The sequence below is a fragment of the Pseudoalteromonas shioyasakiensis genome (assembly GCF_001550135.1).
Taxonomy (GTDB): Bacteria; Pseudomonadota; Gammaproteobacteria; order Enterobacterales; family Alteromonadaceae; genus Pseudoalteromonas; species Pseudoalteromonas shioyasakiensis.
Genome location: NZ_LRUE01000022.1, coordinates 169,632 through 194,267 on the forward strand (window position 1 = coordinate 169,632; position 24,636 = coordinate 194,267).

A 24,636-nucleotide genomic window follows, 5' to 3' on the forward strand; every position below is an offset into this window, starting at 1 on the left:
ACACGGCCGTATTTATGGCAGTGTCGTTTAGCTGGAAACTTGATACTTATATTGATTTTAACAATAGAACCACTATTACTTGCAATCAATGCCTTGCCTAAATCGCTTTTAATTCCAACTGAAGCTCGCATCTTGAGGTGGTTTGGGTATATCAGTTATACTCTTCGACACATCTTTATTATCAAGGTATTAGGTTGAAGTCCCATCTTGGTCGTAGGCCCTTTTCGGCCATGGAATTACATACCCTGTATAATGGTTACATTTATGGTGATCAGCGTTTAGCACGTGAACAAGCTAAGCATTGGCACTTTTGGCTGCCTTTATTTGCTTATTACACCGGTGCCTACAGCGATGAAATTGGCCATTTAACCCTTGATAATATTGTCACCCTTGATGGAATTCGCTGCTTTGATTTTCATACACATGGCAAGATAAAACCCCGCTATGTGCCTATCCACAATGCATTACTCGATGCAGGACTTGACCAATACTTAGGCTATTTAAATGAGCAAAATCAGCAACGACTGATGTTTGATTTACCCGCTAAATCTGGTCGCTACAGCGAAAAAGTACGTATTTGGTTTTCGGGTGAAGGTGAACGCGCTGGTTATTTACAAAAGTGCGCTATTCCTACTGTTGATCAGCAAGGTATGAAAACCGCGATAAGCAGCTTACGGCTCAACTTTGAACAACAAGTGCGAATTCATGCACTGCAAGCCAACTGCAAAGACGCCTTTAACTACTTGCTTGGTTTTAAAGATTTCAACGAGCAACGCTTTGCTGATATGCAGTTATTAAATACCGTGCTGCAAAACATACGACAAATAAACCCGCAACTGCATTGGCAGCGTTTCATTGACCGCCATAATTAACTGACAAACTTTGTTACTAACTATTTATTACTGTTCAAATTAAAACCTGATAGCATGGTGATTCGCCCCTCATAGCAGGTGCCTTTCTAACAACAAAAAATCAGGGATACTTATGTTCTTAAAAAGCCTATTAACGGTGAGTGTTGCACTTGCAGTTAGCTCTGCCCATGCCAATGAATATGTTATCGAAAAGCTTGCCAAGCCTAGCTCACAACAAGTAGAACTTACGCTTGATCCTGCAAAAGACAATTTTTCTGGTCATACCGAAATTGCTTTAGAGGTTCTAAAAGCAACGAATTATATCGAATTAAACGGTATTGATTATGCGGTTAGCATGGCGAAAATTTTAGGTGCAGAAAACTGTGACCTAAGTGCTGAAATGCTAAAAACAGGCAAAGTTAAATTCGCTTGTGAAGAAAAAATCCAACCAGGAAAATACACTTTAAAAGTTGATTTTACAGCCCCTTATAATCGTCAAAGTGTTGGTTTATATAAAACTTTAGATCAAGGCACACCTTATCTTTTCACGCAATTTGAAATGAGCGATGCGCGTCGTGCATTCCCGGTTTTTGACGAGCCAAGTTATAAAATTCCATTTCAGCTGACTATCACAGCGCCAACATCACAAAAAGTGTATGCCAATACACCGGTTTTAAAAACCAAAGTTGATGGCGATATGACAACGCACTTTTTCGACAAAACGCCACCGATTCCTTCGTACTTAGTCGCTATGGCTGTGGGCCCGTTTGAAGAGCTTGAAATTAAAGGCATGCCAATCCCTGGCCGTGTACTGACTCCGCAAGGTAAAATTCACCTTGCTGATTACGCAAAAGAAAATATGCCGCGAGTGTTAAAAGCCCTAGAAGATTATTTTGGCATTCCTTACGTATACAAAAAGCTAGACTCAGTGGCAGTACCAGAGTTCCCATTTGGCGCAATGGAAAACGCAGGCCTAGTGACTTACCGTGAAGACATTTTACTAGTAGACCTAGCAACAGCAACGCGCAGCAAAAAAGAGCGTAATGTATCAATCATTGCCCATGAGTTAGCGCACCAGTGGTACGGTAACCTAGTGACTATGAAGTGGTGGAATGACTTATGGTTAAACGAAGCATTCGCAAGCTGGATGGCAGCAAAAATCACTGCACAAATTAACCCTGAGTTTGAGTCGCACTTAGACTTACCACAAAACCATGTGATGGCACTGGATGCGCGTCTAAGTACTAAACCTATTCGTAAGCCAATCAAAACTGAAGCTGATATCATGGATGGCCTTGGCCTTGCCTACAGTAAAGGGAGTGCGGTTTTATCTATGGTTGAAAACTGGATTGGCGAAGAGGCATTCCAGCAAGGTATTCGTGCTTACTTGAAAAAATTCTCGTATAAAAATGCAGAAGCCGCGGATCTATGGCAAGCACTAGGCGAAGCGTCTAATAAAGATGTAGCAAGTGTTCTTAAATCATTTATCGAACAATCATCTTTCCCACTTATTAAAGTAACGCAAGACGGTAAGAAAATTAATATCAGCCAAAGCCGCTTTGTAAATGCTGGCGTTGATGCGCCTGCACAACTGTGGAATGTTCCGGTTGCAATCAAGTATGGTGCGGGCGACAAAGTTAAAACCGCAAGTGTACTGCTGAATAAAGAAACACAGCAACTAACTCTCGACTTTGAACCTGAGTGGATCTACCCAGATCAAGGTGCCATGGGTTATTACCGCTGGGTATTAGATGATGCTCAGTTTAATGCCCTACTAGAGAACGCTGCTGACAAGCTAACGGTACGTGAGCGCTTAGCGCTACTTTCTGCGGTTGATTCATTACTTGATGCAGGTGTTATCTCTGCGGCTCACTTAATGCAAACTTTAGAAGCCTTTGTGAGTGATGCTCACCCATTAGTGGCAAACACAGCATTAGGTTACCTTGCTTCTCAAAAACGCGTATTCGAAGACGACAGCAACCGTGACCTATGGCCTAAGTTTATCCGTAACAGCATTGCACCAGCTGCTAAGCAATATGGATTAACGGCAAAAACAGGTGAAGACGCGGCGGTATCACAGTTACGTGCGCAAGTTATTGCCCGTCTAGGTTTTGATGGCCAAGATCAAAAAGTCATTGATACCGCAAAAGCACAAGCGGCACTGTACTTAAACAACCCTGAAAATGTTGACCCATATTTAGCCTCAACTTACTTAAACCTTGCAGCTTACCATGGCGATGCGAAGTTACTTGAAAAGTACAAACAAACCTTTAAAACCACCAAAGATCCACAAGTTCGTACTAAGATGCTGGCAGCGATGGGTTACTTTGGTAAACCTGAGTTACAAAAAGCGGTTCTAGAATACAGCTTAACAGATAACGTAACAGCCTCTGATATGCGTACCTTACTAGGTGGGTTAGGCTATGGTAAAGAGCGTGAAGCACTGTTTATTGAGTGGATTTACAACAATTACGATGCCATCACTAAGAACTTACCGCCGTTCTTTGTTCCAAACTTACCGTTCTTCACGACGGCAAGCTGCGATGCGAAAAGCCTAGAAAAAACCAAAACCTTCTTCAACGATAAAATCACTGAAGTACCAGGTTATGCACGTTCTCTTAGTAAGCTTGAAGAAAGCATCAATGATTGTATTGCACTGAAAAACCGTGAGCTAAACTCGGTGAATAGCTTCCTTAAACGCTAATTAAAGCAAATGCAAAAAGGGCCACAATGTGGCCCTTTTTTATTGCGCTAAAATAGCAGTTAATTTAGTTATAAATTGCTCAGCAGCGTCAGGTGAGGTGACTTTAAATGCAATACCATAATGAATGGGCTGTGCACTTTTATAAATGCGAGTTGGAAAGCGGGTCATTTCACTACTGTGAAAGTAGTCTTTGATTCGCGTAATGCCCTCTATTGACTCAAAATCAGCACTGAATACTTCAAATATAGGTCTAATAACAATTTTAGCCTGGCCACTTTGCTCATGAACATAAAATGCCTCTTTTGAGCTAGCTGGCATAAATTCGTTAATATTCTTAATCTTAAAATTACTGCGGCAGCCCGCTTTTACCAGCTGTACACTCACTTGCTCGGCAGAAAAAGACAAAGGCATTCCTTACATATAACGTGGATAGTTTAGCCACAGTACAGCAATCAGGCTGAAAGCGTTACTCATTTATTACATACAAATGCCAGTTTGCTCTGTTTGTAATTTAACCGTGAGATTGAGCCTTCACAAAAGCGTCTTAAATCGAGCCACTGTGATACCACTTCAGGCTCTGTAAGGCTGCGCTTATGAACTCGATTATTAACCGCATAAGCCACAGTGTCTTTGTCAATTAAAGCAAAGTCTTGCACCGACTCAGGTAATCTAAATAAATCACTAACTTCCTCAGTTTGCGGCGCAAAGCGTGCAACCCAATGTTGGTTGTTTTTGTTATAACTAAATAAATAACTGTTTGTGTGCTTGTCAAAAATTAAAGTACGGCCAATATCACCGGCAATGACACGCGGTTTAGCAGCTGCAACACGAGTGTATTGCAATGTATGCGGCTCACCTAAAATAAACATGATCAGGTCTTCATCAGCGCCCCAAGCGTGGTAGCCAACCGGCTCAATCCATTCAAAAATTCGGCTTGCAGCTGGCTCTTCTGCTAATGGATACTGCCATAACTTTTGCTTGCCATCTGCTTCGACCACGATTGCCGACAAGGCTTGCTGATTTGGCATCAGCGTAGGCGAGTATTCACTGACAGGCGTGTTGGTGATATTCACGCTGCTCTTAGATGTAAAGTCATAAAACGCAATATCGGTTTGTGACTGGCCATTTTCGTCAACAACCTCATGGGTATAGTAAAGCCCTGTATCAACTAAAAATGGTTGATTATTATAAGCTTTATCATCTGTTACTCGCGACACCTGCATACCATATGGGGTGTCTAACTCGGCAAGTAATATTTCGCTTTTAGGCATCGCTGCATGTACGTGACTGGTAAAAAATGTCCCTGCTGCGACGAAAAGTAAAGACGAAATCAATTTCATGTTGTTCTCTCGTTTTAATTTTTATCAGCCCATGATAGCGTTAATTAATCCGCCAGTCACTTGACCTTACCATGCTCGACCTTTATAACTAGGACGTGTTCGTTTTTTATCAGTTTCTACTGATTGATTTTATGCACGATAATACCAATCGAGCTAAGTAACTGACCATTTAACACGCTAGAATGGTTAACAATTCATGCCGACTGGTATCAACAATAACGAGAATAATTATGTCAGCTAAACACCCTATCATCGCTATTACCGGTTCATCTGGGGCGGGGACTACTACAACCACCAATGCGATTAAGCACATTTTTAGAAGCTTAAGCATTGATGCAGCCTTCATCGAAGGCGATAGCTTTCATCGTTATACACGTCCAGAAATGGATAAAAAAGTCCGTGAAGCACAACAAGAAGGCAAGCATATTAGCTACTTTGGCCGAGAAGCTAACGATTTTGGCGCCCTTGAGGAGCTTTTTTATCAATATGGCGAAACCGGGCAAGGTAAAATCAGACGCTACTTACATACTTTCGACGAAGCGGTCCCTTATAACCAATTACCGGGCACCTTTACCCCTTGGCAAGACTTAGAATCAAATACAGATATCTTATTCTATGAAGGTCTACATGGTGGTGCTGTCGATGAGAATCATGATGTTGCTAAGCATGTCGATTTATTGATTGGTATGGTGCCTATTATCAACCTTGAGTGGATCCAAAAGCTCATTCGTGACACCTCTGAACGAGGCCACTCTCGTGAAGCGGTAATGGGCTCTATTGTGCGCTCGATGGACGATTACATAAATCATATTACTCCGCAGTTTTCGCGTACTCATATTAACTTCCAGCGAGTGCCAACGGTTGATACCTCAAACCCATTCAGCGCAAAAGATATTCCTTCTTTAGACGAAAGCTTTGTTGTTATTCGCTTTCGTGGCATAGATGACGTCGATTTTCCGTACTATTTGAGCATGATTGAAGGCAGCTTTATGTCTCGTATCAATACCCTTGTGGTACCTGGAGGCAAAATGGGTTTAGCCATGGAGCTTGTGTTAACCCCATTGATCAAAGATATTATTTTGAAAAAACGCGCCCTTGAAAATTTAGCCCCGGTTGACTTGCCGATTTAACTCACTCGGGTACACTGCTGACTCTGGTGAAAACAATGGAGTCGTCGGCTTGAAACAAACTTTACGTGTTATTGTTGGTTCAAAGAACCCCGTTAAAATTAACGCGGCTAAACATGTCTTTAGTCTTTATTTCCCAAATCATACCATTGAATGCAAAGGTGAAGATGCACCTTCTGGTGTGCCTGATCAGCCGCTAGGCGAAGATGAAACCCGTATCGGCGCTGAAAACCGTGTTAAGTATTGCCAAGATCACTTTGACGCCGACTTTTATGCAGCAATGGAAGGCGGCGCAGAACAATTTAGTTATGGCGCTGCAACCTTTGCCTTTGTAGTGATTGCAAACAAGCAGCAATTTAGCGTTGGTCGCAGTAGCAACCTACCGTTACCGCAACCTTTTTACGATGCCTTGCTAGCTGGTAAAGAACTAGGTGATGTCATGGATGAGGCGTTCAATACCGTTAATATCAAACAACAAGGTGGTGCTATTGGCTTATTAACCAATCATCTTGCTACGCGCGAAAGTACTTATGTACAAGCGCTGACATTGGCCATGGCGCCATTTTCACACCCTACCCTATTCAACCAGTAATTAGGATAACCATGAAGTATAGCCACGTATTATTCGATGCAGATGAAACGCTATTTAGTTTTAATGCATTCGAAGGTTTAAAAGTGATGTTTGCACATTACGGCGTAGAATTTACTGAGTCAGATTATCATCATTACCAAGCAACCAATAAGCCGCTTTGGGTTGCTTATCAAAAGCATGAAATTACCGCCAGCGAGCTACAGATAACTCGCTTTACAGAATGGGCTAATAGACTCGATGTGCCAGCAAAAGAGCTTAACGATGGCTTCTTGGATGCTATGGCCTCTATTTGTGTGCCATTACCTGGTGCAGTTGACTTGCTTACAAAGTTAAAACCACACGCCAAGCTAGGCATTATTACCAATGGGTTTGCTAAGTTACAACAAAAACGCCTAGGTCACACCGGTTTACAGGATATGTTCGATTGGCTGGTTATTTCAGAGTTAGTCGGTAAAGCAAAACCTGCCCCAGAGATTTTTCAACATACATTTCAATTAATGGGGAATCCGCCAAAAGAACAGATTTTAATGGTAGGCGATACAGCTGCCAGCGATATTTTAGGTGGTCACAATGTGGGTATCGACACGTGTTGGTTACAACACCCGGGAGTTGAGCTACCAGAGGATATTAAACCAACTTATCAAATCAATCAGTTGGTCGAGCTTGAAGCTATTCTGGGCTTATGATTCTTGATAATAGTTTGGCAAAAAAAATGACGCTTAAAGCGTCATTTTTTATAACTGTAATATGCTTGCGATTAAGCTGTCGCTACTTCTAGGCCTGGTGCTGGCATAGTCACTGGGGTATCGAATGTTGCCCATTCCCATGCTGACTCAGTCGCCATAATTTTACGAAGTAGTTTATTGTTTAAATCATGGCCTGATTTATAAGCCGTGATTTTACCTAGAATGTTGTGGCCTGTCATAAACATATCGCCCACACAGTCTAAGATCTTGTGTTTAACAAACTCATCGCTGTAACGTAAGCCGTTTGGATTTAGTACTTTAAACTCATCCAATACAACTGCGTTATCCATGCTACCACCTAATGCTAGGTTGTTAGCGTGCATATACTCGATATCTTTCATAAAGCCGAAAGTACGTGCGCGGCTGATTTCTTCAGTGAAGCTTTGTGCCGTGATATCTAAACCGATACGTTGGCGGCTTTCATTGATTGCTGGGTGATCAAACGCAATTTCAAAATCGATGTGGAAACCATCGTATGGTTCGATCTCAGCCCATTTATCGCCTTCTTCAATGCGTACTTTTTCTTTAATACGAATAAAGCGCTTAGCTGCATTTACTTCTTTAATGCCGCCTTTTTGTAACAAATAGATGAATGGTAATGCACTACCATCCATAATTGGTACTTCTGAGCTGTCTAATTCAACAATTAGATTATCAATACCCATTGCCGCTACCGCCGCAATAAGGTGCTCAGTCGTTGATAAGCGAACGCCATCTTTGTTTGTTAAACAGGTACACAGTTGCGTATCACCAACGGCTTCTGGTGTTGTTTCAAAATCAACAACCGGATCAAGGTCTACGCGACGAAATACTATCCCAGTATTTGCGCTCGCAGGTCGGAGAGTAATAGTGACCTTCTCACCTTTATGAAGTCCAATTCCTATGGCTTTGACTACTTCTGCAATCGTACGCTGTTTAATCATAGGTTCGCTCACTTATAGTTACAGTTAGACGGCGAATTGTATCATAAATACATCCAGCTGCCAATTTGTTTATTTATCGAACAAAATAACCAGTAAAAGTCTATTTAGTCAGCTTGCTTTCTAAGAAAAGCAGGGATATCGAAATAATCTCCCCCTTCTGACTTATCAGATTTTTTGCTGCTCTCAGTGCTGCTAGATACTGAGCTGCTCGTTGTACTTTGTTGTACTGGCTCTTGCTTTTCAGACGCTGATGACATGCTTACATCATCGCTGCTACCTTGACTTGCAAAGCTTGGTACATACATGCTGCTAGTTGTTTGGTTCATTGAGCTTTGTACATCAGAACCTGATGCTTTCTTAAAGCCATTATCAACAATACCAAACTGTGGACGACGATCGCCGCCTAAACCTGTTGCAACAACCGTTACACGTAACTCGTCGCTCATTTCAGGGTCAATTACCGCACCCACAACCACTGTTGCGTTTTCTGACGCAAGTGCTTTAACGTGGTTACCAACAATTTCAAATTCTTCAATCGCAATATCCATACCTGCAGTGATATTAACTAGGATACCTTTAGCACCTGTTAAATCGACATCTTCAAGTAGTGGGCTTGAGATAGCCGCTTCTGCAGCTTCTTGTGCACGGTCAGGACCAGACGCAGATGCTGTACCCATCATCGCAGTACCCATCGCTGACATAACAGTACGTACGTCGGCGAAATCCACGTTGATTAGACCTGAACGTGTGATTAGCTCTGCAATACCTTGTACCGCACCAAATAACACGTCATTCGCTTTTGCGAAGGCATCTAACAGTGTAGTGCCTTTGCCTAAAACTTTAAGCAATTTATTGTTCGGAATTGTAATAAGTGAGTCTACAGTTTCTGACAATTCATTAATGCCTTGTTCAGCAGCTGCAGCACGCTTTTTACCTTCAAAGTCAAACGGGCGCGTTACAACAGCAACCGTTAAAATGCCTAACTCTTTAGCAATTTTAGCAACCACTGGCGCAGCACCTGTACCAGTACCACCGCCCATACCAGCTGCGATGAACACCATGTCAGCGCCTTCAAGGCTGGCACGGATAGTCTCAGCATCTTCTTCAGCAGAGTTACGACCCACTTCAGGGTTAGCACCCGCACCTAGACCAGAGGTGATTTGTGTACCTAGCTGTACAGTTACATCTGCTGATGAATTACGTAATGCTTGTGCATCCGTATTCGCAGCAATGAAACGTACGCCTTCAATTTGTTGTTTTACCATGTGCTCAACAGCGTTACCGCCGCCACCGCCCACGCCAATTACTTTAATGACAGCTTCTTCGCTGTGCTGTTCCATCATATCAAACATGTTTACTCTCCGACTTGAGTCTTAAAACTCACCTTGGAACCACTTAGTAATACGGTTCCACCAATTATTATCACCTTCAGCTTTCGACTTTTGTGCATTCATCGATTGCATTGTACGGCCGTATTGTAACAAACCAACCGCGGTCGCGTACGAAGGATCATCTACATAATCTGTCAAACCAACAATCCCGATTGGTTTGCCAATTCTGACTGGCATTTGGAAAATGTCTTCTGCCACTTCCATTGCACCCGTCATTTTTGCTGTTCCGCCAGTAATGACGAGACCTGCAGCAATTTGGTCTTCAAAACCTGAGCGGCGTATTTCTTCCATCGCCAACTCGAATAATTCTCTAAAACGTGGCTCAACAACCTCAGCTAAAGTATGGCGCGACATAATACGCGCAGGTCGGCCACCAACACTCGGTACTTCAATTGTGTCTTCGTTGCTTGCCATTTGGCTACTCGCACACGCATATTGTACTTTGAGTGACTCAGCATGTGATATAGGTGTTCTAAATATTTTTGCAATATCACCAGTCACTTGGTTACCCGCCACTGGAATAACCGCTGAATGACGAAGCGCACCATTAATATAAATGGTGATATCCATGGTGCCCCCACCGATATCTAACACGGCTACACCGAGCTCTTTTTCGTCATCTGTGAGTACTGAATAACATGATGCCAGTGCAGTAAAGATCAACTGATCCACTTCAAGGCCACAACGCTCAACACATTTCTCGATATTCTTTGCCATATCGTTTGAGCAAGTAATGATGTGCGCGCGAGCTTCCATACGCACACCGCTCATGCCAAGTGGGTTTTTAATCCCTTCTTGCATATCGATGCTGTATTCTTGTGGCAATGCATGTAGCATTTTCCGTTCTGCCGAAATAGGCACTGAACGAGCAATATGAATGACATTTTCAATATCTTCGTCAGTCACTTCCGTGTTGTTAATTGCCACTACACCGCTTTCATTTTGGCACTGGATATGTTTTCCAGAAATACCTAAATAAACAGAGCTAATACGACAATCAGCCATCAACTCAGCTTCATCTATAGCTCGACGAATCGATTCAGAAACAAGGTTAAGGTCGTTAACGCCGCCTTTATCCATACCATGCGATACTTGGCTGCCAACACCCACAATGCTTAGTTTGTTATCTGCGGTGATTTCACCAACGGTGGCCACAACTTTCGATGTGCCAACGTCTAATCCAATCACTAGGTTTCTTTCTGCTGACTTGGTCATGCCTTACTCTTATTTTCTAATTGTTCTTCTTGCACTGGCTTCCAGCTCACTGCAAGACCGGTATCATACCGTAAATCAACAACATCGATTTGTGCATCTGCACGTTGTTCCATGCGCGGATACACGTCAATAAAACGCTGTACACGCTTTGCTTTTTCTTTGCGGCCTAAGTTCAGGCGAATGCCGTTATCAAGCCATAACTGCCACGAAAAGCGCTCAGAAAGCGCTAAACTGGTCAGCTCTAAGTTATTCACTTTGAGCATTTCTTGAAATTGACTAAAAGCAGTCCAAGCCTCGATTTCACTGCCTTCTGGGCCATATAGCTGTGGCAAGCTTGTAGGTAATTTATCACTACTTGCTTGGAACACTTCGCCAGCTTGGTTTAACAGTAAGTCACTGTTCCAATGCGCTACAGCTTGATGCTCAACAACATATACTTGCAAGGTATCTGGCCATTGCTTTCTGACCGATGCCGTTGCTACCCACGGCAAGCCTTGTACTAAGCGTTGCACATGTTTTACGTCTAATTCAAAAAAACTCGATAAGTCGGCTTTTTTTATTGCACCAATAATTGCTTTCTCATCAGTATATTGGGGTTGCCCAAGTACTGATAAGTGCTTTATTTGTGCGTCTTTGTTCTCTACCAACCAATCTGAGACGCCTGTAGTGATTTTTACTAATGCAAAAATCACTACTAGAAAAAAGCTCACACCAAAAATCAACGACCAATTTAGCTGCTGTTTTAATTGTTGCGCTTTTTCTAAAAAAGGATGCATATTAAAGGGTTTGCTCCAAAATGCGAACAACTAATTGCTCAAAGCTTGCACCATTAGCTTTTGCTGCCATTGGTACTAAAGACTTTTCTGTCATGCCTGGTACCGTATTTACTTCTAATAAGTAAAAGTTACCTTGTTGATCACGCATTGCATCAACACGACCCCAACCACTTGCACCGACTAAATCAAACGCTTTTAATGCCATATCTTGCAACAATTCAGTTTCTTGCACAGATATATCTGCAGGGCAATGATACTGAGTTGTATTCGATTGATACTTAGCTTGATAGTCATAAAAACCATTTGGCGTCGTCATCTCAATGACAGGCTGAACATCTTGCCCGAGTACAGCAACAGTAAATTCACGGCCAGTGATCCATTGCTCAACAAGCACTTGGCTATCAAACTTAAATGCAGCGTTAAGCGCAGCATCGAGTTGCTCCGCACTGTTTGCTTCTGCCATTCCAATGCTTGAACCTTCATGTGACGGTTTCACCATCACTTTACCAAATTCATTAATAATCGCTTGGCTATCAAACTCATGGCGGCTATCAACAACAGCATAAGGTGCAGTGCTCAGCCCCATTGCTTTAAATAAATGCTTACAACGTACTTTATCCATCGCAAGCGCAGAACCTAAAACATCACTGCCTGTATATGGAATACCCATAAACTCAAGTGCACCTTGAATAGTGCCATCTTCACCACCACGACCATGAAGGGCAATGAATACACGTTCAATGTTTAATTCTTTTAATTGCCATAACGGCTGATCTTTCGGATCAAAAGCAATGGCATCAACGCCAGCACTTTGCAAAGCATTCAATACAGCTTGGCCTGATTTAAGAGATACTTCTCTTTCGGCAGATGTGCCGCCGAAAAGTACCGCTACTTTGCCAAATTTGTCACTTAACTGGCTCATACGTTTACCTGCTTTAGTTGTTCAATAGACAACTCGGTTGCTGCTAACTTTTTCACTAACTGGCCTATGTTACCAGCGCCTTGTGTTAAAACTAAATCATTATCTTGCAGTGTACTGGCAAGGACACCAGCAAGCTCAGAGTTACTAGCAACATGTAATGGCTCTTTACCACGCTGGCGTAAACTACGACATAAACTCTTGCTGTCGGCTCCCACGATTGGCTCTTCACCCGCTGAATACACATCTAGCAGTAATAACTGATCAACATCAGCCAGTACTTTGACAAAGTCTTCGTATAAATCACGGGTTCGACTATAACGGTGCGGCTGATAAATCATCACTAAACGTTTATCTGGCCACCCTTCACGAACCGCCGCAATCGTCGCCGCAACTTCTGATGGGTGATGACCATAATCATCAACTAACATGACATTGCCGCGCTCATTTTCAAAGCTTCCGTAATGCTGAAAACGACGACCCACCCCTTCAAATTTTGTTAGCGCTTCTAAAATTGCATGGTTAGCGATGTTTTGATCTTTAGCGACCGCAATCGCTGCAGTCGCGTTAAGCGCATTGTGCTTACCCGGCATATTAAGCGTAACTGCTAGGCTTTCACCTTGCTTATTTACAACATTAAATGAACAAGTATTCGCTGTTTGGCTAAAATCAACCATGCGGTAATCAGCTTCTGCCGACTCACCATAGGTAATAACAGGACGCCCAAAACGAGGGATCAGCTCTGCCGCAACCTCAGAATCAATACACACCACAGCTAAACCATAAAACGGTAAGTTATGAATGAAATCAACATAGGTGTCTTTCATTTTTTCTAAGCTACCGCCATACGTATCCATGTGATCTTCTTCAATATTCGTGATCACAGATACCATAGGCTGTAAATGTAAGAATGACGCATCGCTCTCATCAGCTTCTGCAATTAAAAAGTCACTTTTACCGACCTTGGCATTACTACCAGCACTGTTTAGCAAGCCACCAATAATAAAGGTTGGATCAAGGCCTGCTTGTGCATAAATACTCGCGATTAAACTCGTGGTTGTTGTTTTACCATGAGTGCCTGCCACTGCAATACCGTGGCGAAAACGCATTAATTCAGCCAACATTTCTGCGCGGCGAACAATAGGAATACGCGCCGCTTTTGCTGCTTTAATCTCAGGGTTTTGCTCGTTAATCGCACTTGATACCACCACCACGCTGGCATCTTTTACATTGTTTTCATCATGACCAATAAATACTTCTGCACCCACTTTAATTAAGCGCTCAGTCATCGCACTGTGCGCAATGTCTGAACCTGTGATGCGGTAGCCTTCAAAAGCAAGTACTTCGGCAATACCACCCATGCCTGCGCCACCAATACCCACAAAGTGGATAGTGTCGATACGACGCATCGCAGGACGAGTGTTGTTTTCTTTCATCGTGCTTTCTTTCACTACTAATCTCTTCTATCTGCTAGTTGCTCACAACGTTTTGCAACATTGGCTGTGGCATCTAAAATAGCAAGCTGTTTTGCTTTACTTGCCATTGTTGAAATTTTTTCTGGTGCATTTACGTAAGGCGTTAATAACTCAACAACCGCCGCTTGGTTAAACTCACTTTGCTGCATAATCAACGCAGCTTGCTCAGTCACTAAATACTTTGCATTGGCAGTTTGATGGTCATCTACAGCATGTGGAAAAGGCACAAATAAGGCCATTCTTCCCGCTGCCGCAATCTCACTCACCGTTAACGCACCAGCACGGCAAATAACCAAATCGGCCCATTGATATGCACTATCCATATCATCAATAAATTCAGCGACTTTACTATTTTCAGTTAATCCTAACTGTTGATAGCTGGCAGTCACATTCGGTTCATTATTTTTACCCGTTTGGTGCCATATATTAAGCGTTGTTAGCGCTGAAAGTTCACTGAATACAGCAGGTAAAGTCTCATTTAGTACCTGTGCACCAAGTGAACCGCCTACCACCAGCACATTAATTGGTGTCGTTGTTTGCTTAGCAGTGACATTAGCGACACTTGCTCTGACTGGGTTACCCACTACTTCACATTGTTCTTTTGCAAAAGCCGATGGAAAAGCTGCCAGCACTTTGTTGGCAAACTTCGCTAGCCAGCGGTTACTCATGCCAGCAACAGCATTTTGCTCATGAATAACCAAAGGAATTCCTAAGCTCTTTGCTGCAATGCCAGTAGGTCCGGTCACATAGCCACCCATAGCAAGAACAACATCAGGCTTTTGAGCTTTTAAAATTTTACGTGCTTGAAAAATCGCATTCATCACCATAAAAGGTGCTTTAATCAGGCGTTTAATTCCATTTCCGCGCACACCTTTTACATTGATAAAATCAATCTCAATGTTGTGCTTAGGTACTACCGTTGCTTCCATTCTATCAGGCGTGCCAATCCAGCTAACTTGCCAGCCTTGCTGTTTTAAAAAGTCAGCCACGGCAATACCTGGAAAAATATGGCCACCGGTACCACCTGCAACAACAAGTAATTTTTTACTCATCGTTTACCTCCACGTGAGGTTGCCTGCTTAGTCGCCATCTTTGTTTCAAAATCTATTCGCAAAAGTACACCTGTTGCTATGGTCATAATTAATAAGCTAGAGCCACCGTACGAAATAAACGGTAGTGTTAAGCCTTTGGTTGGCAAAATGCCCGCACTTGCACCAACATTTACCATGGTTTGAAACGCAAACCAGATACCAATAGCAAAGGCAAAATAGCCTTCGTACTCTTTGCCACATTGCAGCGCTTTTTGGCCAATTAAAAGGGCTCTGAATACAAATACAGCAAGTACAATCAAAATACTAAATACGCCAAAAAAGCCGAGCTCTTCACCAATCACTGCAAAGATAAAGTCATTATGTGCCTCTGGCAGGTATTGCAGTTTTTGTACACTATTACCTAAACCTTGACCAAACCAACCACCTTGGCTGTAGGCCATTAGCGATTGTACTAACTGATAACCTTTACCAAACGGATCTTCCCACGGTTCTAAAAAGCCTGTAACACGAGCCATACGATATGGTTCAGCGATAATTAGCACCACCACTGCAGCAATACCCGTTAAGATAAGGCCAAAAAACTGCCATAACTTAGCACCCGCTAAAAACAACAAACCAACTGTCGTCACAAACAATACAACTACAGTTCCTAAGTCTGGCTGCATCAAAATCAAAAACGCATACACACCAAATACGGCTAATGGCTTAAAGAAACCTTTTAAGTTCTCTTGTACTTCTTCACGTTTACGCACTAAGTAACCAGCAATGTAGCTAAAGAAATACAGTTTGGCGGCTTCAGCAACCTGAAAGCCCACAGGGCCAATAGGTATCCAACGCTTTGCACCGTTCACTTCACGGCCAACAATCAGCACCAAAACCAGCAAACCTAAACCCAGCAACAATAAATAGGCGTTACTGCGCTTCCACCAATCCATAGGCACGTTAGTGGCAATCCAAAACAAGAAAAAGCCCATAATTAAGAACATGCCATGGCGAATGATAATGTGATACGGATTATCAAATAATCGCTCTGCTGTTGGCATAGAGGCACTGGTTACCATCACAAAGCCAACGCCAATCAACATCAACATGCAATACAATAACGGCACATCATAAAGCTGTGGCGATTGCTTAGGTGTTAATGCTTCACGGATGTCAGCAAATGCAATCATACCGCCTCCGCCAATACGCACTGAGCAAAGTCATCACCACGTTGCATGTAATTGTTATACATATCAATGCTGGCACATGCAGGTGCTAATAAAACGATATCGCCACTGCTGCTTAACTGTTTTGCTAGTTGCACAGCTTCATGCATGTTGGTGGTTAGGTGACCTTTTTCAGTCAGAGCCACTAACGCTTTAGCATCTTTACCAAAACAAACAAGCGCTTTTACTTTGTTGTTTAAGTATGGCTTTAGGGCATCTAAATCAGCCCCTTTTGCATCACCACCGGCAATCACAACTAATTGCTTTGCTTGACCTGCTAAGCTTTCAATCGCAGCGATAGTTGCACCTACATTGGTCGCTTTTGAATCGTTAAAGTATTTTACTTCATTAATTTCAGCAACAAACTGACAACGGTGTGCAAGCCCAGTAAAAGCACTAAACGCTTGCTGGTAATGCTCTTTAGCAATATCAAACGGGCTCAGTAATGCCATCACCGCGAGCGCGTTTTGTTGATTGTGCAAGCCAACAACATTTAAACAGCTTGCTGGTAACACCGGCTTACCGTGTGCTGCAAAGTATTGCTCACCTTGATATTCAACCAAGGCAAAATCTGCATTAGCGAGCGCAAAGCTCACTTGGGGCTGCTTTGCAGTATGCGTTGCCACATCAATGGCATTAACTACCGCAAGCTCAGAGCCGTTATAAATACTTTGCTTAGAGTCAATGTATGCTTGGTAGCTTGGATAACGATCGAGGTGATCTTCGCTCACATTCAATACACAGGCACTTTTTGCTTTTAAGCTGTGTGTGGTATCAAGCTGAAAGCTCGACAGTTCAAGTACATACACATCATAGTCTTGCGATAGTAAATCAAGTACCGCAGTACCAATGTTGCCACCAAGGCCAACTTTATAACCGGCCGCTTTAAGTACTTCAAACGCCAATGTAACTACAGTCGACTTACCATTTGAACCAGTCACCGCAACAATTGGTTTATCGGTTAATCGGGCAAAAAGCTCAACGTCACCAATCACTTCAACACCAGCATCAATCGCTTTTGCTACAGCAGGTGTCGCGAGGCTTAGACCTGGGCTGATGATAATAATGTCATTGCTGGCTAAGTCTGCCTGCTCTAAATCACCAAAGTGAGTCGTTAACTCACTGGCATGCTCATTTAGCCAATCAGCACCCGGCGGCGCTGTGCGGCTATCAACAACAATTGGCTTAATATTCTGAGATAATAAAAAACGCACAATGCCCAGACCGGTTACACCGAGTCCGAGCACTGAAATTTGTTTATTTTTAATCTCGTTAATAACTGTCATTTACCTGATCTTTAATGTCGCAAGGCCAGCAAGTACTAGCACGATTGAAATAATCCAAAAGCGCACAATTACGCGCGGCTCAGGCCAACCCTTTAATTCATAATGGTGGTGAATAGGCGCCATTCTAAAAATACGTTGACCACGTAATTTGTAAGAGCCCACTTGTAAAATCACCGACAATGCTTCCATTACAAACACACCACCCATGATGATAAGTACCAGTTCCTGACGAACCAGCACCGCAATAATACCCAAAGCACCGCCGAGTGCTAATGAGCCTACATCACCCATAAATACCTGTGCTGGGTAGGTGTTAAACCATAAGAAACCAAGTCCAGCTCCCACAATTGCTGTACACACAACCACAAGCTCACTGGCGAGTGGCAAATGCGGAATATGTAGGTAGCTTGAGAAATTAACGTTACCTGTTAAATAAGCAATAATGGCAAGCGCTGCCGCCACTAAAATGGTTGGCACAATCGCTAAACCATCAAGGCCATCTGTTAGGTTTACCGCGTTCGACGTACCTACAATTACAAAGTAAGTCATCACGATATAAAACAATCCTAGCTGTGGTAACACGTCTTTGAAAAACGGCACAACTAATGAGGTTTCGCTGCCTTGCTGCGAGGTAAAATAAAGCGCACTGGCAACCACTAACGCAATCACTGATTGCCAAAAGTATTTCCACTTAGCGATTAAGCCTTTAGGGTCTTTGCGGATCACTTTACGGTAGTCATCAATAAAACCAACTACACCTAACGAGCCCACAACAAATAAGGTTGCCCAAACATATTTATTTGAAAGGTCTGCCCACAGTAATGTGCTGGTAAAAATCGCTCCTAAAATCAAAATACCGCCCATAGTTGGCGTGCCTTTTTTAGATAGGTGTGACTCTGGACCATCGTGACGAACCACCTGACCAATCTGCATTTTTTGTAATGCACGAATTAGCTTAGGGCCAAAATAAAGTGAAATAAGTAGTGCTGTTAAAATACCTAAAATCGCGCGCAGCGTTAGGTAAGAAAAAACATTAAAACCACTGTAATACTGTGTTAAATACTCGGCCAGCCAAACTAACATGACGATACTCCATTGTTGCCATTTTGCTGGCTATTTACTAAATCTGTGACCACAAGCTCCATACGAGAACTGCGCGAACCTTTTACAACAACTGTGGTTTTTTGCGTCGATTGAGCAAGTTCACTTTGTAATTGTTGTAATAATTGTTCACGGCTTGAGAAGTGGCGGTTTGGCTTTTCAAATACATCACTGGCTGACTTGCTTAAAACACCTAAGCTGTATAGCTCATCAATGCCTTTTTGCTGTGCATACTCACCGACTTGTTGATGATAAAAACGCGCTTCTTCACCAAGCTCACCCATATCACCTAACGCAAAAATACGACGCCCTGGCATATCACTTAATAAATCAATTGCCGCCTTAACCGATTGCACATTCGCGTTGTAGGTATCATCAATAACCGTCAATGTGTCTGACACTTTAAGGACGTTTACACGACCTTTAACTTCACCCATGGTTGCCAGCGCCGATGCAACACTTTCGAGGCTTACACCCAGCTCAGTGGTTAACGCGGTGGCTATTAATGCATTTGCAATATTATGTTTGCCCGGTAGTGCCAGTGTGACAGGTACTTTTTTATCTTTATTACAAAGCACAAAAGAAGCACGGGCTTGCTCATCAAGCACCACATCTTCTGCCCAATAATCTAATTGTTGGTTAGTAGAAAAACGTTTTACGTTGCGATCAGTTAATTTATCAAGCCAAAAATCGGCATAATCACTGTCGCAATTAACTACGGCAACACCATCAGGCTTTAAGCCGTCATAGATTTCGCCTTTGGCCGTTGCTACACCTTGTAGTGAGCCAAAGCCTTCTAAGTGAGAAGCTGCAACATTACATACCACAGCAACATCAGGTTTCGTCATTGCAACGGTGTATGCAATTTCACCAATGTGGTTGGCACCTAACTCAATCACCGCATATTGGTGCTGTGGCTCAAGACGTAATAACGTCAGTGGCACACCAATGTCATTATTAAAGTTGCCTTTTGTGGCCAGTACTTCACCGTGGCCTGATAAAATCGCCGCACACATTTCTTTAACGGTCGTTTTACCCACGCTACCTGTAATAGCGATTGTTTTTGGTGCAACCTGTGCCATCACAGCCGCGCCAATTTGGCCAAGCGCAATACGTGTATCACTGACCACAAACTGCACAATATCGACGTTAACAGGACGCGCTACGATGGCAGCTATCGCGCCTTTTTCTTTTGCTTGCGCAACAAATTTATGACCATCAAAATTAGGCCCTTGTAGCGCTAAAAACACTTCACCGTCGCACAAAGTACGGGTGTCAGTGTTAATATTTTTTACCGTTTGATTACCACCTTGGTAATCGGTTGCTAGAACTTTAGCTAGCCAATCAAAATCCATAGGGATCATAACTGCGCCCCTTGCGATTTTTCTTTTAATTGTTGTTGTACATATTGACGATCGCAGAAGTCAATTCGTTGGTCGCCAATAATTTGATAGTCTTCGTGGCCTTTGCCCGCAATTAGAATGACATCATCAGCACCTGCTTGCGCAATGGCATAACTAATAGCCTGCGCGCGGTCTGCTTCACAATGTGCGCGTTCAGGCTGCTCAAGCCCTGCAATCACATCAGCAATAATTGCGTCTGGGTCTTCACTTCTTGGGTTATCACTGGTGACAATAATACGGTCTGCATTAGCTTCAGCAGCTTTTGCCATCATCGGGCGTTTGCCTTTGTCTCTGTCGCCACCACAGCCAAACACACAGCTGACGCCACCTGGAACATGCTTTTGCAATGCTTGTAATGCTAGTGCTAACGCATCAGGAGTATGGGCATAGTCAACAATACAAGTCGGTTGACCTGGCGCACTAAATGCCTGCATGCGCCCAGCAACAGGCTGCAATGATTTACACCCTTCAACGAGTAAATCAAGTGGGTAACCCATACCTAATAAAGTAGCCATTGCAGCGGCTAAATTATATAAGTTGAACTCGCCAAACAGTGTGCAATTAACTTCAGCCTGTCCCCAACTGGTATCGAACTTCGCCGATATACCGGTGTTATCATAGGTTACATCGCTGAAATAAACAAAACGCGCATTTTTAGGCGTTAGGTTTTTATGGCCGTAACAAATTAGGTTATTGAAGTCGTATTTTTCTAACCATGCTTCAACTTGCGCATCATCTTGATTAAGCACCACAAGCTCAGGCATATGGTCACGCATTAACATCAACTTCGCATCACCGTAGGCATCCATCGTGCCATGATAATCTAAGTGGTCACGCGAAAGGTTAGTAAACACAGCGGCTTTAAATTTACACTGATCAACACGTTGCTGAACTAAGCCATGAGATGAGACTTCCATAGCCACAACATCATGCTGTTCTGTTACAAGTTCAGATAAAATACGCTGTAAATCGACGCTCGATGGTGTGGTGTTTGCAAGCTCAGTCAGGTTATCAGGGTGCCCATAACCGAGCGTACCAATCACAGCCGCACGTTTATGACAATGCTGTGCTAAATGCGCGATCATCGCTGTGGTCGTTGACTTGCCATTGGTGCCTGTCACACCCACTAAATCCAACTGCTTTGATGGTTGCTGGTAAAAAGCAGCTGCAAGTGCAGGCAGCTTTTTCGCTAAATCGGTAACTAAATAAAGTGGTTCAAACTCACTTTCGAACTCACATAAACGGTCAGCAATAACTGCCACCGCACCATTTTCAATGGCTTTTTCAATAAACTGTCCGCCATCAAGCTGATGACCTTTTATAGCGACAAATACATCGCCAGCTTTTACATCTCGACTATCAAGACGTAGTTGATTAACCAATAAACTATTGGCCTCAACATCAATTTGATTAAGAATCGGTTTTAAATCACGCATCGTTATCTTTGCCTTCTACGTACGCAACCGCATCTTTATCCGGTGCGACGTTTAGAATTCTTAAAGCATTGGAGACAATCTCTGCAAATGCAGGACCTGCCGTCGCACCGCCGTAATAAACATCTCCACCCGGCTCATTAATCAATACTACTACCGCTAAACGCGGGTTGCTTGCAGGTGCAATACCGGCAAAATAACCAACATACTCATCACCGTAACCACCAACAGCCGCTTTTTTAGAAGTACCTGTTTTACCTGCAGCACGATAACCATCAACATGAACTTTTTGAGCAGTACCACCTTTCTCAAACACGCTTTCCATCATGTGAACAACAGCTTCAACATCTTTTTGTTGAAAAATACGTTCGCCTTCAGGTACCGACTCTTGTTTAAGTACAGTCAATGGACGCATAACACCGCCTGAACCTAACATGGCATAAAAACGCGCCATTTGTGCGGTACTTACTGCTAAGTTGTAACCAAATGATAGTGCAGCAATTTCATGATCAGACCAGCGGCGATTTGGATAAAATAAACCACTGCTTTCGCCAACCATGCCCGTGCCACTGTCGCTGCCAAAACCAACTTTTTGATAAAGACCAACAAAGTAATCTTTTGGTAGCTCTTGGCTGACCTTAGTCACACCCATATTGCTTGAATATTTTAAGATCTCTCTTAAAGTCATCTCACCATGATTACGAGTATCTTGCACAAGGCTACCACCTACTCGCATCCAGCCAGGGTAAGTATCAACAATTGAATCCGGTTGAATTACGCCGTAGTCTAAACCAGCTAAAATGGCTAGCGGCTTAACAGTTGAGCCTGGCTCAAACAAATCGGTGATAGCACGGTTACGACGCTTATGCGGCGCAGCATCTGATAAGTTATTTGGGTTAAACGATGGGCTATTTACCATAGCCAACACTTCACCGGTTTTAACATCCACAACCATGGCTGAACCTGAGGTCGCTTTGTACGATAACACCGCTGATTTCACTGCCTTATAAGCAATTGCTTGAATACGTTGGTCTATACTTAAATGAATACTCTCTGGCTCTACACGCTCGCGCTCATCAAGAACTTCTACTTCACGGCCTTGCGCATCTTTACGAATAGTACGCTGACCTTCAACACCGGTTAAAGCTTTTTCATAAAGCTTTTCGATCCCCTCAATACCATGACCATCTATGTTAGTAAAACCAATAACATGAGCTGTCACTTCACCGGCAGGGTAATAACGTTTTGACTCATCAAGTAAGTGGATACCTGGTAAACGAAGATCACCAATATAGTTAGCAACAGCAGGGGTAACCTGACGTTTTAAGTAGACAAAACGACGCTTTGGATTATCACGAAGACGAGAGTTAATTTTGCTTGGTTCAATACGTAATACATCCGCAAGTTCACGCCAGCGAATATCATTATTGTAATAAGCGGCAATACGTTTATCTAACTCAACAGTGTTTTCAGCAAGCGCTTGTTGATCTTCACCATTTTTACGTGCTTGACGCAGTACCTTGCTGATCAGTGATTTATGTAGTGCCTTAGGATCGGCATACACACTCACCACAGGCACGCTGACTGCCAACTCTTTACCATTGCGATCGAAGATCATACCTCGCTGCACATGTTGTTTTTCAACTCGCACAGTACGTTTATCACTTTCTGAACGCGCTTTATCTGGCTCAATGACCTGTAAAAAAGCGGCACGCGCAACCAGCGTCATAAAGACTAGCAACACCACTGAGCACACGAGCAAAAAGCGCCATGTTATCAAGGTATTCGTTGGCTTTTTCCCTCTGCTTCTCATTGCAGTACCACCACCTGTTCGTCTTGGCTAGTTGGCCGTTTCATTTCTAATTGCATGGTTGCGACTTCTTCAATACGCGCATGCTGCGAATAAAATTCTTCTTCTACAAGCAAGTAACGCCACTCAAGATCAAGTTCATCGCGCTCTTGCAATAATTTATCTTGTTCAATCAATTGTTGACGCGCTAGGTGCGTCACTTGAACCACACTTAAGCTCGAAGCAAGGATCACAACCAACAAGGCCAAGGTCAGCTTATTAGCTCCTAGGCCTTTAAAAATCTCTACAAATAAATTGGGTTGGCGATGTGTCGCTTTAGCTTTCATTACAACCTCTGAGCAACCCTTAACACAGAACTACGTGAACGCGGGTTAGCTTCTATTTCCGCCTTACTCGGCTTAATGGCTTTACCCACTGCCTTTAACGTCAGGTTTTTGTTTATTTGTGCGTCCGTCAAAGGCAGACCTCTGGGTATCGCCTCTCCCTTACTCTGTTTTTTTATAAATTGCTTAACAATGCGATCTTCTAACGAGTGGAACGAAATAACGACTAAACGTCCACCTGGTTTTAAAACGTCAACAGCGGCTTGCAGTGCAGTTTGAATTTCTTCAAGTTCACTGTTGATATAAATACGGATCGCTTGGAATGTACGTGTAGCCGGGTGTTTGTGTTTATCTTTCACTGGCACCGCTTCATCGACTAACTCAGCAAGCTGCTTTGTGCTTGTGATAGCAGTGTGTTCACGTGTTTCAATTATTTTATGAGCGATACGGCGACCAAACTTTTCTTCGCCGTAGGTTTTAATCACATGAGTGATATCTTCAAGTTCAGCTTCAGCGAGCCATTGTGCAGCACTGCGACCACTGGTTGGGTCCATGCGCATATCAAGCGGGCCATCTTTCATAAAGCTAAAACCGCGTTCAGCATCATCAAGCTGTGGCGAAGAAACACCGATATCTAACAAAATACCGTCAACTTTACCGATTAAATCGTTATCTTCGGCAACTGTTTTAAGGTTTGAAAAACGAGTGTGGGCAATCGAAAAACGTGCATCATCAGCAAACTTTTCTGCGGCTTTAATAGCTTGTGGATCTTGGTCAATTGCTTGTAAACGACCTTGCTCACTTAAACGCGCAAGAATTTGTCCAGAGTGCCCACCGCGACCAAATGTGCCATCCATGTAAATGCCTTCGGGTTTAATATCCAAAGCATCTATGGTTTCGTCCATCAGTACAGAGACATGTTCAAATTGCGCTGTCATTAGCTATTTTTTGCCTTTTTATT

Annotated in this window: 22 protein-coding genes; 5 read left to right on the forward strand and 17 right to left on the reverse strand. The window is 43.0% G+C overall.

Going from position 1 to position 24,636, the window contains the following annotated elements:
• Positions 1–194: 194 nt before the first annotated feature.
• Positions 195–872 carry a site-specific integrase gene (locus tag PASHI_RS17275; RefSeq protein ID WP_062566485.1) on the forward strand — a complete coding sequence of 226 codons (678 nt, stop codon included), beginning with the start codon at positions 195–197 and terminating at the stop codon, positions 870–872.
• 112 nt (positions 873–984) lie between these two features.
• Positions 985–3,555, forward strand: coding sequence for a M1 family metallopeptidase (locus PASHI_RS17280; protein WP_062566486.1), 2,571 nt, complete (start codon positions 985–987; stop codon positions 3,553–3,555).
• A gap of 39 nt (positions 3,556–3,594) precedes the next feature.
• Here the strand turns inward: PASHI_RS17280 and PASHI_RS17285 are convergent, their stop codons facing one another.
• Together PASHI_RS17285 and PASHI_RS17290 are read right to left on the reverse strand one after the other, a co-directional pair.
• Positions 3,595–3,960: a hypothetical protein gene (locus PASHI_RS17285; protein ID WP_062566487.1), complete on the reverse strand. Its 366-nt coding sequence runs from the start codon at positions 3,958–3,960 to the stop codon at positions 3,595–3,597.
• Between the two features lie 65 nt (positions 3,961–4,025).
• A complete protein-coding gene (locus tag PASHI_RS17290; RefSeq protein WP_062566488.1) occupies positions 4,026–4,895 on the reverse strand; it encodes a hypothetical protein in 870 nt (289 codons plus the stop codon).
• Positions 4,896–5,125: 230 nt separating this feature from the next.
• Between PASHI_RS17290 and PASHI_RS17295 the strand changes: the two genes are divergently transcribed.
• The 3 genes from PASHI_RS17295 to yjjG are packed head-to-tail and all read left to right on the forward strand — an operon-like array spanning position 5,126 to position 7,300.
• Positions 5,126–6,025 carry a phosphoribulokinase gene (locus PASHI_RS17295; RefSeq protein ID WP_054561042.1) on the forward strand — a complete coding sequence of 300 codons (900 nt, stop codon included), beginning with the start codon at positions 5,126–5,128 and terminating at the stop codon, positions 6,023–6,025.
• A 49-nt stretch (positions 6,026–6,074) separates the two neighbouring features.
• On the forward strand, positions 6,075–6,614 hold the full coding sequence (yjjX, locus tag PASHI_RS17300; RefSeq protein WP_054561043.1) for an inosine/xanthosine triphosphatase: 540 nt from the start codon (positions 6,075–6,077) through the stop codon (positions 6,612–6,614).
• Between the two features lie 11 nt (positions 6,615–6,625).
• Positions 6,626–7,300: a pyrimidine 5'-nucleotidase gene (gene yjjG, locus PASHI_RS17305; protein ID WP_062566489.1), complete on the forward strand. Its 675-nt coding sequence runs from the start codon at positions 6,626–6,628 to the stop codon at positions 7,298–7,300.
• Positions 7,301–7,371: 71 nt separating this feature from the next.
• Here yjjG and lpxC read toward each other — a convergent pair whose 3' ends face one another.
• From lpxC to rsmH, 15 genes are all read right to left on the reverse strand, one after another.
• Complete coding sequence (gene lpxC / locus PASHI_RS17310) at positions 7,372–8,283, reverse strand: UDP-3-O-acyl-N-acetylglucosamine deacetylase (protein ID WP_036971181.1); 912 nt, start codon at positions 8,281–8,283, stop codon at positions 7,372–7,374.
• Positions 8,284–8,387: 104 nt separating this feature from the next.
• Entirely contained in the window at positions 8,388–9,635 is a 1,248-nt protein-coding gene (gene ftsZ / locus PASHI_RS17315) for a cell division protein FtsZ (RefSeq protein WP_054561045.1), read from the reverse strand.
• 21 nt (positions 9,636–9,656) lie between these two features.
• The gene (gene ftsA, locus PASHI_RS17320; RefSeq protein ID WP_054552726.1) at positions 9,657–10,889 is read right to left on the reverse strand and encodes a cell division protein FtsA; all 1,233 of its coding nucleotides are present in this window, start codon (positions 10,887–10,889) and stop codon (positions 9,657–9,659) included.
• A complete protein-coding gene (locus PASHI_RS17325; protein WP_054561046.1) occupies positions 10,886–11,665 on the reverse strand; it encodes a cell division protein FtsQ/DivIB in 780 nt (259 codons plus the stop codon). The genes ftsA and PASHI_RS17325 overlap by 4 nt, the downstream gene beginning before the upstream one ends.
• Before the next feature lies 1 nt (position 11,666).
• Positions 11,667–12,587, reverse strand: a complete 921-nt coding sequence (locus PASHI_RS17330; protein ID WP_054561047.1) for a D-alanine--D-alanine ligase — start codon at positions 12,585–12,587, stop codon at positions 11,667–11,669.
• A complete protein-coding gene (murC, locus tag PASHI_RS17335; RefSeq protein WP_290442290.1) occupies positions 12,584–14,020 on the reverse strand; it encodes a UDP-N-acetylmuramate--L-alanine ligase in 1,437 nt (478 codons plus the stop codon). The genes PASHI_RS17330 and murC overlap by 4 nt, the downstream gene beginning before the upstream one ends.
• Before the next feature lie 17 nt (positions 14,021–14,037).
• Entirely contained in the window at positions 14,038–15,111 is a 1,074-nt protein-coding gene (gene murG / locus PASHI_RS17340) for an undecaprenyldiphospho-muramoylpentapeptide beta-N-acetylglucosaminyltransferase (protein ID WP_062566491.1), read from the reverse strand.
• Positions 15,108–16,283: a cell division protein FtsW gene (gene ftsW / locus PASHI_RS17345; RefSeq protein WP_054561050.1), complete on the reverse strand. Its 1,176-nt coding sequence runs from the start codon at positions 16,281–16,283 to the stop codon at positions 15,108–15,110. The genes murG and ftsW overlap by 4 nt, the downstream gene beginning before the upstream one ends.
• Positions 16,280–17,605, reverse strand: a complete 1,326-nt coding sequence (murD, locus tag PASHI_RS17350) for a UDP-N-acetylmuramoyl-L-alanine--D-glutamate ligase (RefSeq protein WP_062566492.1) — start codon at positions 17,603–17,605, stop codon at positions 16,280–16,282. Before murD ends, ftsW begins: the two co-directional genes overlap by 4 nt.
• Positions 17,606–18,688 (reverse strand): phospho-N-acetylmuramoyl-pentapeptide-transferase, encoded by a 1,083-nt coding sequence (gene mraY / locus PASHI_RS17355; RefSeq protein WP_054552733.1) that lies wholly within the window; start codon positions 18,686–18,688, stop codon positions 17,606–17,608.
• A complete protein-coding gene (locus PASHI_RS17360; RefSeq protein ID WP_062566493.1) occupies positions 18,682–20,070 on the reverse strand; it encodes a UDP-N-acetylmuramoyl-tripeptide--D-alanyl-D-alanine ligase in 1,389 nt (462 codons plus the stop codon). The genes mraY and PASHI_RS17360 overlap by 7 nt, the downstream gene beginning before the upstream one ends.
• Positions 20,067–21,545: a UDP-N-acetylmuramoyl-L-alanyl-D-glutamate--2,6-diaminopimelate ligase gene (gene murE / locus PASHI_RS17365; RefSeq protein WP_062566494.1), complete on the reverse strand. Its 1,479-nt coding sequence runs from the start codon at positions 21,543–21,545 to the stop codon at positions 20,067–20,069. Before murE ends, PASHI_RS17360 begins: the two co-directional genes overlap by 4 nt.
• Positions 21,538–23,355, reverse strand: coding sequence for a penicillin-binding transpeptidase domain-containing protein (locus PASHI_RS17370; protein ID WP_062566495.1), 1,818 nt, complete (start codon positions 23,353–23,355; stop codon positions 21,538–21,540). Before PASHI_RS17370 ends, murE begins: the two co-directional genes overlap by 8 nt.
• A complete protein-coding gene (ftsL, locus tag PASHI_RS17375; RefSeq protein WP_054561056.1) occupies positions 23,352–23,678 on the reverse strand; it encodes a cell division protein FtsL in 327 nt (108 codons plus the stop codon). Before ftsL ends, PASHI_RS17370 begins: the two co-directional genes overlap by 4 nt.
• Complete coding sequence (gene rsmH / locus PASHI_RS17380) at positions 23,678–24,613, reverse strand: 16S rRNA (cytosine(1402)-N(4))-methyltransferase RsmH (RefSeq protein WP_062566496.1); 936 nt, start codon at positions 24,611–24,613, stop codon at positions 23,678–23,680. The genes ftsL and rsmH overlap by 1 nt, the downstream gene beginning before the upstream one ends.
• Between the last annotated feature and the right edge of the window lie 23 nt (positions 24,614–24,636).